At 36.2% G+C, this 11,705-nt stretch carries 8 protein-coding genes; 2 read left to right on the top strand and 6 right to left on the bottom strand.

Going from position 1 to position 11,705, the window contains the following annotated elements:
* Window positions 1-22 precede the first annotated feature (22 nt).
* Window positions 23-958, bottom strand: coding sequence for a C40 family peptidase (locus tag ACIQ1H_RS15805; protein WP_402889971.1), 936 nt, complete (start codon window positions 956-958; stop codon window positions 23-25).
* 250 nt (window positions 959-1,208) lie between these two features.
* Here ACIQ1H_RS15805 and brnQ point away from each other — a divergent pair, with 250 nt between their 5' ends.
* Both brnQ and ACIQ1H_RS15795 read left to right on the top strand, forming a co-directional pair.
* Window positions 1,209-2,531, top strand: a complete 1,323-nt coding sequence (brnQ, locus tag ACIQ1H_RS15800; RefSeq protein WP_402889969.1) for a branched-chain amino acid transport system II carrier protein — start codon at window positions 1,209-1,211, stop codon at window positions 2,529-2,531.
* A gap of 110 nt (window positions 2,532-2,641) precedes the next feature.
* On the top strand, window positions 2,642-4,033 hold the full coding sequence (locus ACIQ1H_RS15795; RefSeq protein WP_402889967.1) for a S41 family peptidase: 1,392 nt from the start codon (window positions 2,642-2,644) through the stop codon (window positions 4,031-4,033).
* 280 nt (window positions 4,034-4,313) lie between these two features.
* Here ACIQ1H_RS15795 and ACIQ1H_RS15790 read toward each other — a convergent pair whose 3' ends face one another.
* From ACIQ1H_RS15790 to ACIQ1H_RS15770, 5 genes are all read right to left on the bottom strand, one after another.
* A complete protein-coding gene (locus ACIQ1H_RS15790) occupies window positions 4,314-4,919 on the bottom strand; it encodes a TetR/AcrR family transcriptional regulator (protein WP_402889965.1) in 606 nt (201 codons plus the stop codon).
* Window positions 4,920-5,322: 403 nt separating this feature from the next.
* Complete coding sequence (murJ, locus tag ACIQ1H_RS15785; protein ID WP_402889963.1) at window positions 5,323-6,855, bottom strand: murein biosynthesis integral membrane protein MurJ; 1,533 nt, start codon at window positions 6,853-6,855, stop codon at window positions 5,323-5,325.
* Entirely contained in the window at window positions 6,852-7,952 is a 1,101-nt protein-coding gene (locus tag ACIQ1H_RS15780; protein ID WP_402889962.1) for a glycosyltransferase, read from the bottom strand. The genes murJ and ACIQ1H_RS15780 overlap by 4 nt, the downstream gene beginning before the upstream one ends.
* Window positions 7,949-9,094 carry a polysaccharide pyruvyl transferase family protein gene (locus ACIQ1H_RS15775; RefSeq protein ID WP_402889960.1) on the bottom strand — a complete coding sequence of 382 codons (1,146 nt, stop codon included), beginning with the start codon at window positions 9,092-9,094 and terminating at the stop codon, window positions 7,949-7,951. The genes ACIQ1H_RS15780 and ACIQ1H_RS15775 overlap by 4 nt, the downstream gene beginning before the upstream one ends.
* 183 nt (window positions 9,095-9,277) lie before the next feature.
* Window positions 9,278-11,542 (bottom strand): S-layer homology domain-containing protein, encoded by a 2,265-nt coding sequence (locus tag ACIQ1H_RS15770; RefSeq protein WP_173479704.1) that lies wholly within the window; start codon window positions 11,540-11,542, stop codon window positions 9,278-9,280.
* Window positions 11,543-11,705 lie beyond the last annotated feature (163 nt).

Below are 11,705 nucleotides of genomic sequence, written 5' to 3'. Positions count from 1 at the left end.
CAATGCAAATATCGCCTTTTCCTTATTTCACTGTATCGAATCGTTTATAAGCTACTAATCTAGTTGACCAGTAAGAGTACGTAACATCAGAAAGTTCTACACCATCCGTACCTGCGTGGATAAATTTATTGTTACCGAGGTAAATACCCATATGAGAAATACCTTCTTTATACGTATTTTCAAAAAATACTAAGTCTCCTGGTACAGGATTTTTCACTTGCGTTGTACTGTTATTGAAATAGCCTTCGCTGCTATCTCGTCCAATTTTCAAACCACCTTGATTGAAAGCGTAAAAAATAAATCCACTGCAATCAAGACCTTCTGGTGTGTTTCCGCCATAAAGATACGGTGTTCCAATTAGTTTATTAGCCAGGTCTACCGTTTTTTTGTATATAGCCTGTCCATTCGCTGTAGGATCTTGATTTGTTACTTTTGATGGTGTCCCTGCCCCCGTATCTGAAGTCACATTGTTATGTATTGTATCACCCTCGGGTATTACGGCTACTGGAGAAATCTTTAACACTTGTCCAATATAAATCGTGTCGTTCTCTATTCCATTCCAATCTTTAAGCTCTTTTAATGTCACATTGTATTGCTTTGCAATTTTCGAGAGCGTATCGCCTTTAATAACTGTATGAACGGCAGTCGATGGCTTAGAAGGTGTAGTTGTTGTTGGCTTTGACGGTTTTACTGTTTCCGTTGTAGGTTTTGACGGTTTTACCGTTTCCGCTGTCGCCTGCTTTGTAATCTCTAGTTTTTGGGCTACATAAATCGTATCCTTTGATAAATTATTCCATTTTTTTATGTCTTGAATTGTCACTTGGTGGGTTTGGGCGATTTTGGATAACGTATCGCCTTTTTGTACTGTATATGTTGCAGCTTCTGCAGTTTGTATTGCAAAAAATGAAGTAGCAATAGTGCTTAAAGCGAGAATTCTCCATTTTTGTGATTTTAGCATATCAAATAGCCTCCGTTCATGGTAGAATATTTCCTTGTGTGTCTATCATACTAAAGATATGTCTAAACAAAAATCGGAAAAACTGACTATTTTTCAAACAATTTATGAATCCTATAGAATACTACAGAATCCGACTATCTACTATTAGTATAATAATTGCAAGTTTTATAGTCCTATGATAACATACATGTCTGTATTTAAAATTTTTAGAAAGTTTTATTTTTTCAATTATAAAGGAGTTTTAGTATTTATGAGAAACATCTTGATTTTCATCAAAGAGAATTTAGCTGTAGGCTTACTACTTTTTGCCTTGTTCCTAGGGGCAGGCAACATTATCTTTCCACCGCTACTAGGCCAACAAGCCGGTGAACATATTACAATTGCTATGATCGGATTTTTAATAACGGGTGTAGGTTTACCATTACTTGCTATTGTCGCTGTTGCAAAAGCAGGTGGCGACTTACAGCTACTTGCTAGTCGTGTTCACCCTGTTTTCGGAATCATTTTCACTTCAATTGTCTATTTAGCAATCGGGCCATTTTTCGCCGTTCCGCGTACTGGCTCTGTGTCTTACGAAATCGGCATTGCACCGTTTCTTTCAGAGGCAGCACAAGCACATTGGGCTCCTCTATTTATTACATCGATCGTATTTTTTGCGTTTATACTTTATTTAGCATTCAATCCTTCTAAACTAGTAGATCGTGTAGGCAAGATTTTAACCCCTGCACTCTTAATAGTTATTTTACTATTAGCTGTTAAAAGCTTTATTACGCCTATGGGTGAAGCAGGAATGGCTGTTGGGAAATACAATGTTTCGCCATTTTCCGAGGGCTTTGTTCAAGGCTATTTAACGATGGACGTTCTAAGTGCACTTGTTTTTGGTATTGTCATTTTACAAGCTTTAAGTGATATGGGAATGAAAGATACTAAAAAGCAAGTTAAAACAACAATTTTTGCAGGCATTGTGGCTGCCATTGGTTTAGCCTTCGTATATATTTCACTTGGCTATATCGGCAATACAAGTATAGGAGCAATAGGTACATCTGATAATGGTGGCGTCATCATCGCAAAATCTGCAGAATACCTTTTCGGCAGCTTCGGTAGTATTATTTTATCGCTTACTATTTTATTAGCTTGTATTTCTACTGCTGTCGGCTTATTGACAGCCAATGCACAGTTCTTTAATAAGCTTTTCCCAAAAGTTTCATATAAAACGTTCTTAATCGTATTTACATTATTAAGTGTAGCCATTACAAATGTTGGATTATCAACAATTATTAATACATCACTACCTGTACTACTAATTATTTATCCACTGGCCATGGTTTTAATGGTGTTATCGCTTGCTGATCATTTCTTTAAAGGTGGACGAATTGTTTACATTTTAGCGTTAATTCCAACATTCTTTGTTAGTGTTTATGACGGCTTAAAACAAATGGAAATTAAAATTACTTCCTATGAAAATATTTTAAAAGCATTACCACTGTACGAGCAAAGTCTTGGTTGGCTCGTCCCTGCAATGATCGGTGCGCTTATCGGCTTCATTATTCATAAGCTTTTCAAGAAAAACTAAATAGGTAATGCAAGCAGACACGTTCTAAGATAGACGTGTCTGTTTTTATTCGACGCCAATATGGAAATTCATGTATAATATATGTAAATAATTCTGAAAAGAGGTGTCTTATGAAAAAAGTATTATGGTCTTTCTTGTTCGTATTGAGCTTTGTCATTTTTCCATTATCAAATGCTTCTGCTGCAAATAATAATGACCAGCAACTAGTTGAAGAAATAAAAGAAATTATAACAGAAAACTATGTTGGGAAAATTAATGGCGATCTACAAAAGGCAACAACCATTTCTGACATTATTAATATGTTAGACCCTTATTCAACATATTTTACTAAACAAGAATTTGAAGAATTTATGAATAGCATCAATCTATCCACAATCGGTATTGGTGTTGTTATTGAGGAACATGATGATGGAATACACATTTTACAAGTTATCGACAAAGGTGGAGCATCTGATGCAGGTGTCGTGGCTGGAGATATCATCATTTCCATTAACGGTCAATCCATTGTAGGTAACTCCATTGAAGAAGCCTCTTCCCTACTAATCGGTAATGAAGGTACACAAGTACAGGTTAAGCTATTACACGAGAACGGGTCTACTTCCACAAAAACAATTACACGTAAAAAATTCACACTGCCAAATGTAGAATCTGCTTTATTATTTGGTAATGTTGGCTACATAGCAATGTCTTCTTTCTCTGAAGATGGTGCGCAACTAGTAAAAGAGGCACTCATTCAGCTTAAACAGCGTGGCGCTACTTCTTTTATTTTGGATTTACAAAATAATGGCGGTGGCTATGTTACAACAGCAGAAGAGCTTACTGGTTTATTTCCTAAAGCAAAAATAGCTTATTTATTGCAAGAAGCACATGCCTCTTACGAAGTACGTGCTAAGCAACAAAACATTAAATTTCCAGCAGATACTCGTATTTTAGTAAATCGATATAGTGCAAGTGCATCTGAAATGCTATCAGCTTCGTTACAAGATCAACAATCTGCTATTTTATATGGTGAAACTACTTACGGTAAAGGGGCTATGCAAGGCTTCTATGAATTGCATGACGGTAGTTATTTAAAGCTTACTGTCGGTAAATTTACTGGTCCTGCAGGCCATACAATTAATGAAGTAGGTGTGAAGCCTAATATACAAACGAAGACTGCTCCAATTTTCCAAGCACATTATGATGCTATTAAGGCACAATACAAAGATTATCAAGAACTAACTAGCCTTAAAAATGTACCTACTACTAAAACGTTCAAAGTTAAGTTTTCACAGGCATTCACTACACCAATTCCTGAAGGAAGCGTACAGCTAGTTGCTTTAGGTGGAGATGAAGTTCCATTTACAACAAAGGTGGAAAAAGATAATTCCTTACTTATTAAACCTACTGAACCACTTGTTGAAGGGCAAGAATACATGCTGCTTGTGCATCCAACTATTCAAAAATCTTCAGGTGACAAACTACAAAAGGGGATTTATCTCCATATAGCAGTTACGAATTAAAAATTGAGTTTTCCATAATAGAAAGCGTTTGATAGTCGCGCCAATGCGAAATCAAACGCTTTTCTAATCCATAAAAAACCACTACAAATAAGTGTTAGATTGTCTATAATCAATCTAACACTTGCTGTCGGCTATTGAGCCCCTCTCTATCGTGGCTTCCACGGGCGCAGCGTATGCCTTAGGAGTCCTTTCCTTCGTCCCCAATGTTCTTGTGTGCCCTAGACTTAACTCTCTCTCCAAGCTATGTGGAGATGGGTTTTATACTTAAAAAAAGCTACATCTACATTCCCGACTTATGCGTTTCTCTTAGGAGAAAAAATACATGCACTAAATTGCGTGCAAGTTCACACGGCTTGCTTTTTTGTTCTAGTAAATTTGTTAATATTAAACGTTCAAATGAGCCAACTAAACTATCTGCTACTATTTTTATATCTATATTTTGTAATTGAAATAGACGATCACAATCATGACGATAAACTAGTTCAATAAATTGCTGTGTTAATTTTGTTTTAACGCATGATGATTGTTTAGATTCAAAAAAGCCAATTTTCGTTAGTTTTGGATTCTCAATTATATAAAGGAACAACAAATATAGCTTTTGCTCTAGCATTTGAATAAAGCCCTCTATCCCTTTTTCCACTTCTTCATTTTGATTGGACATGATTTCATTAAATCCTTGTTGGAATTTTATATTCAAATCATTATAGAGCGATTCTTTACTTTTAAAATATAAATAAAATGTAGGCTGAGTTACATCTGCCGCTTTCACTATATCGCTTATTTTTGTAGCATAATATCCCCTTTCAGAGAAAAGCTCCACAGCTTTTTCAAGTAATAATTGTTTACTTCTTTCTCCATTCGAATTAATCTTTCTACCTCTTGCCATACTAGTCACCTTACTCTATTAATAAATATTCGTTTTGTTTTGTTTAAATATGGTATTAAAAATATTTAATACCATATTTAAACCCACCATTTACCTTTTCACTGCCTGAATAATGTTAATTATAATACAATTCAAAAAATTACACTATGCATTTTTAACAATAATATGATACATGATACTTTTCTTGCCTCTTACAAACTACTACCATCAAAAAAAGAGACTACCCCACTCTTCATCACAACCCTTTACAAATGCCCTTTCACTAGCTTTAGATACAATATAAAAGCATGCCGGAAGTACTCCCGACATGCTTTTATAAAGATAATCTGTCTAAAATAAGCATATTTTTAACAAATAAGAAAACGTTGATTTTTTAGCTGACTGTTTATACAGCCACTCATTTTTATTGTTTTAACAGCTTCTTTTTCAGCTTATCATAATATTCTTTTACTTCATTAATGCCAAATACTAAGTAAGAGCCCACAAAGACAGCGATAAAAATAGCTAGTCCTACAATGAATGTTAACCACTTGTATTCAAACACTAAATAATGGCTTGAGAAATACATGACAATCGTAATGATAATCATTGGCGGCATCGCTCTGAAAAAATGTAACTCTTTGCTGAAGATGCCCATTTTCAAGTCATACTTCGGTATTGCATAAGCGACTAGCATAATAAAGTTTGTAATGGCACTAATTAATGTTCCCCAAGCAATTGCTTCAGCACCGTAATTATCCACCATCAGCATAATAACCGCAATATTGACACCAAAGACATTAATTAAGCTAAAAATAACAGGTGCCATCGAGTCGCCTTTTGCATAGTAAAAGCGTGTAATGTACGTATTCGCAGCTAAGAAATACATGGATAATACGAATATTGCTAAGACAGGTGCTGTAATGGCAGTCGAATCAGCATCGAATTTACCATATTGGAATATAACTTGTATAAGGTTTTCTGAGTAGAAGTAAGAATATATTGTCACTGGTATAAGTAGCAACAATAGATAATGTAAACCTTTTGAATACAGGCTCTTTATAGAAGCAGAATCATTGTTAGCTTCTTTTTGACTCAAAATCGGATAAATGACCGTAGTCACAGCTGTAATTAAAATCGCTTGCGGGAATTGCATCAGCTTAGAAGAATAGTTCACAGCTGCTACAGCCCCTTCAGAAAGCATACCAGCAAAAATACGCTGTAACAAAGCATATAATTGAATTGTCGCTCCTCCAAGCATAATTGGCAACACCATAATCCAAAGCTGCTTTGAGGAAATATTATGCTCAAATGAAAACCCGACTTTAGGGGAATCTAATTTGCGATAACCGACTATTAAGAAATACACCATAATAACCGCACTAGCTAAAGCACTAATACCGTAGCCAATTGGTCCGATCCAGAGAGATAAGCCAACTGCAATTACTAAGAAAATCGCGTTGTAAATTAAAATGGCAAAGCTTGATAAGTGAAATTTTTCATTCACATTCAGTAAGCCGCTATACCAAGAAGATAACACAAGTAATATAGATGAAGGCATCATCCAAAAGTAAAGATGTTTCAATAAGTCTAAATCACTTTGGGTATAATCTTCCGTATTTTTATCTTGGTTAAATATGTCCATAATTGGGTTTGTAAAAGCTAATAAGATGACAGTCATAATGGAAACTGTTAACAATACAATCGTAAAGGACTGTTTTACAAATAATGCTCGGTCTGTCGTTTCCCGATTATAAATCGAGATAACGGCTGTTGTAAAAGCCCCACCTACTACTAAATATAAAAAATTCGGAATGGTATAAGCAGTGAAGATGCTATCTGCAATATGTGTACTACCATATTGGTAACCGATAATCATTTCACGTAAAAAGCCGAAGACACGGGCGACGATATTAATAATCGCTACGGCCCCGACAACCTTTATAAACTTATTCATAAGTCATCCCCACCTTTAATGGCCGACTTATAAATGGCAATACATCTTGCAGTTATATTTTTTTCATCGTGAACGTCTAATACTTTTTCGACCGCTTCACGATTCATATATTTTTCTTTCGGCGTGTTCACGGCACGCAGCATCTCCTCAGATAAAGCGATTGCGTCTTCAGGCTCCACTAAATGCCCTGCACCTTCACCAAGTAGTGATACGAGGCCACCTACTTTAGAAGCGATGACAGGTGTGTCTGTCGCTAATGCCTCTAATGCTACAAGCCCAAATCCTTCTAAATGTGATGGTAATACGAAGACATCACTTGCCTGGAACCACTTTACAAGTTCCTGTTGTTTTAGTGGGTCTATAAATTTGACGTCTTCACTGAAGAATGGTTGCAAAGATTGGAAAAATCCCTCATCTCTTCTAGAGCCTACAATAACTAGTTCTATAGGACGCTCCACTTTCGTCTTTAACATTTGGAATGCTTGCAGTAGCTCTTCAACACCCTTTTGTTTAATGACATTTCCTACGAAAAGAAAAACAAAAGGCTCTTTGGCTAATTGCAATTGTTGTCGTGCTTCTGCTTGTCTACCTTGTGAAAATACTTCACGATTCACGCCCATGCTAACTACTGAGATTTTGTCCGGAGCTATATCAAAGTCTTGCTCAATTTGTTGCGCTAACACAGGACCTACTGCAATGACATGCTCACTTTCACGTAAAATACTCGCTGTCCAGTTACGAATTCTCGCACTTTTCTTTGCCATACGTTCAATGTCTCCACCATGAGCAGTAACAATGTACGGTATACCAAACATTTTCTTTAAAAGTAGCGATAACATCCCTGAAGGAAACACATAGTGCGCATGTGTGATATCGATTGATTTTCGATTTTTTAGACCCTTCAATAATGTAGAAAATCCCCATTTAGCATATTTTACAATGGTGTTTTTCTTGCCTGTAGCTGGGTTTGTATTCACTGCTATTTCAACGTCTAGTCCAGCTTTTTCAAGAGCTGTAACTTGGTTTTTTACAAAAATACCGAATGATAAATGATCAGATGTTGGATACATATTACTAATGACGAGTATTTTTTTCATAGACGTGTCACTGCCTTTTTCATTAATTCCTGACCATACATGGCCTCTTTATGAATATGTGTAGCAATTTGTTTCGTCTCTGCAATTGACTGTTCCCAATTGCTACTTATTTTACCAACTAATTTAGAAAGAGCATTCTCATCATCTTCTATATCCTGCATCTGTAAGCAACGATCTGATGCACCAACAAAGGACATAAAATCTTGCACTTTTGTATGATAGGATACAGCAATAATGGGAGTCTCTGAATTGGTAGCCAAAATAAGCGAATGTAAACGCGTACCAATTATTATATCTTGCTCGCCCGTAACTTCTAGCAAACGCTCAGGCACAAGATTTCCCTCAATTATTTCTGTCTGTGCACGATGCTGCATTTTCTTCTGTATATCTTGTGTCACGGTTACATCTTGAGGAAATTTCGTTGCAAAAAATGTAATGTGAGCATTTTGCTCCGAAATGACTTGATCTAAGTTTTTCGCCATACCTGTTACATATGCATCATATTTTGCTACATTACCTTCTGGCCAATAGTTTGCATTATAATACGGAACGGCAGATACACCAATTTTTCTTGGCTTTTCAGCATAATCTTTGCGATCACCTTTTAACGTAAACGCAGGATCACCAATCACTTCAATCGGTTTTTTGACCCCGATACTTTGTAATAACTTTTTAGACTGGGGATCACGTACAGAGATATTTGCTGCATAACGGCACATGAATCGGATACTAATTTTACCAGAAAATGTATCTAGTGGTCCTGCGCCACATCCGTAAATAATGTAGGGAATATTATTTTGTTTTGCCATCATTGCGTATGTTCCATAAAGATGGGCTTCACGTTTATAAAAATCCATTAAAATACCACCACCACCAATGATGAGGAGGTCAAAGTTCGATACATATTGTTTGTTATTTTTATACGTATGGATAAACGTTTTATATAGATTGCCCTTTTTATGATACAATGGATAGCTATGTACCCCGTAACGCTCGGATGTTTGTTTTGTGTTATTGCTAAAAACGGTAATGTCGTCACTCGTTACCGAAAATGTTTGTTTTACTTGTTGAAGAATGCCGTATAATATTGATTCATCACCATTATTATCATTGCCGTAATTCCCCACAATGCCTATTTTCATTAAAAAACATCCTTTTACTTTTTAATACAGAGATTATACCACAATTGCACTTATTCGTTCTTTTTAAAAATAGTAAAAAAAAAGGGAACCTCGAATATCTACGAGATTCCCTCTATTTCTACCGTCTTATGGCTACAATTCATAGCTTAAAACAGCAAAAAAGTACTACTTCTTTTTCAGCGATTACTTATTAATCGTTCTGTAAAGGAACAGACCAAAATGTGCTCGACTGATTGCTTCGTTCGGTTTATAAATGTTACCGTCGTAGCCAGTCGTAATGTTGTTTGCTGCTAGTTGCTGTACATATGTGTAAGCCCAATGATCTTTTGGAACATCTTTAAATGCAATACTACTTGTTCCTTTTAAATTATAGGCAATTGCCACAATTTTCGCCATCTGCGCTCGTGTCAATGTTGCATTCGGGTCAAAAGTATTATTTTCACGGCCGCTCATAATCCCTGCTTCTACAACAGCTGCAATTTCTTTATAGTAAATGTGATTTGCCTGAATATCTTTGAAGCTTGGATTTTTCACATTTTTTGTATCTAAATTTAATGCACGGCTAATAATGACTGCTGCATGTGCACGAGTTAGCTTGTCATTCGGTCTAAATGTACCATCAGCCTGACCTGTAATAATATTGTGCGTCGTTAAATATTCAATCTCTTTATAGTAGACATAATTATTCGGAATGTCCTTAAACAACGCTGGTTTCGCTACAGAAACTGTAGCAGCTACATTTTTCGTTCCTAAAGTAGCAATTACCTTACCAGTCGCCCCTGGATTTTGCGCTGTAAACTTACCAGTGCTTGTAATTGTACCGATGTTACCTTCTACAGACCATTTCACTTGAGAAGGATTATAAACAATAGGCTTACCTGCGTCATCTTTTGCATCAATCGTAAAGTTAACAGATTCGCCTGCACCTACCGTTTTAGAGCTTGGTGCAACAGCCATTGTTGTAGGGGCATCTACTACTTTAACTTGATATGATTGCACAGCAGCGCCGTCATAGCCTATATAGATGCGGTCATCCCCAGCTTGCGTTGCTGTATAGTTCAAGCCATTAATCTGTAACGTTTGGTTTTGAGATGCTAACGATAAATGACCATCTAGAGGTAGTGTCGTATAGTTATCATCTAAAACATATTGAACAGCTACACTCGATGAAGCACCTACTAAAAGTGTTGCGTAGTTTGTACTATTCGTAAATTTAATGTGTGTTGCCTTGCCAGTTGGCGCCGTACTTACTGCTTGTAGTGTGGCAGATACAAGACGTTGCGTATTACCTGAATTGGATGGTAAATTCGCTAAGACAACATTATTACTGCCATAGTTGCGAATACCCATTGTTGTTGAGCCACCGCCATCTAAGTTAATGGCTCTGTCGACACCAAGTGCTACTAAATAATTCGCAAGCTGCACCATATTCATGCCCTTACTATGGGTTTGACGCCCGTCTACTGTAATAAAGTGCACTGTTTGTCCATTATTACTTGTAGCTACTACTGTACGTGGTGCAACTTCTTTTGCACGTGAGCTTGAAGTGCTCATCATAATATAAGGTTTACCATCCTTTACTAAGTAAGGACCGCTCGCCAATATAAATTGTGCATTTTGCCAAAGCTGATCGATTGAAAAATTAACACTCATTTCATCGCCAACAGCTACTTGGCTTAACTTATTGTGCCATTCACCGCCCTGTAAAGATACAACAAAGCCAGTAGATGGAATTGTTAATTTTTCTTTCGATCCATAAGGCTTAATTTGTGTTACTTTACCAGTTAACGTTTGTCCAAATGTATTTTCTGTAATCGGTGAACCAGTGTCTACCACTATTTCAAAGCCGTATTCATTAGTATCTGTTGTTTTGCTATAAAACTGTGGTGTGTAAATAATAGCTTCATATATATTACGTGTACGATTTAAGCCTGACATCTCGTAATTCGTTCCGTTATGGGAAAGTGTCACGTCAAAATCAAAATAATCAATAACACCGCGACCATCAGATGTCATCCCAAAAGCCGTCGGAACATTCATATATTGGTCGGAACCGCTTGAAACTGTTCCACCGTTCAAAATAACATTATTTTTAGCTAGTAAAAATAATGGGTAACCTTCTGACATATTATAAAAACTTGCATTAATAGCACCAACTACTCGATTTCCCTCACGAGAAAGACGATTCGCATTTGCTACTGTCGATTCTTTTCCATTGACTGCTGCGGGCATCCCTAATTGTACTTCTGTCGTCGGATCTCCAACATTAATCGATAAATGATTAATAGAGTTTGTATAGGTATTACTGTATGTATATTGTTTATACTGTACACCTTTTGAAAGCGGGTAATCCTTCTTTACTGTTTGAAATGCATAGGCATTTAGCGGACTAACAACGATCGACATCATTACAACTAAAATCAGTAAAATTTTTGCTATTTTTTTCATTTTTTCGCGCTCCTCAAGTAATGTAGAGCCCTCACCTTCCCTTCTTTGTTTTACTTCTATAAGATTATCAAAAATATGCCAAAATAGCTATGGAACATTTAAGCTATTTTCCAGTTACATATAATTGGTAAAAAAACTATTTATATTGACGCATTTTACAAGA

The sequence above is a fragment of the Lysinibacillus sp. NPDC097279 genome, assembly GCF_044761745.1.
Lineage (GTDB): Bacteria > Bacillota > Bacilli > Bacillales_A > Planococcaceae > Lysinibacillus.
The sequence above is the reverse complement of the archived record's forward strand: the minus strand, read 5'-3'. Positions and strand labels throughout refer to the sequence as shown.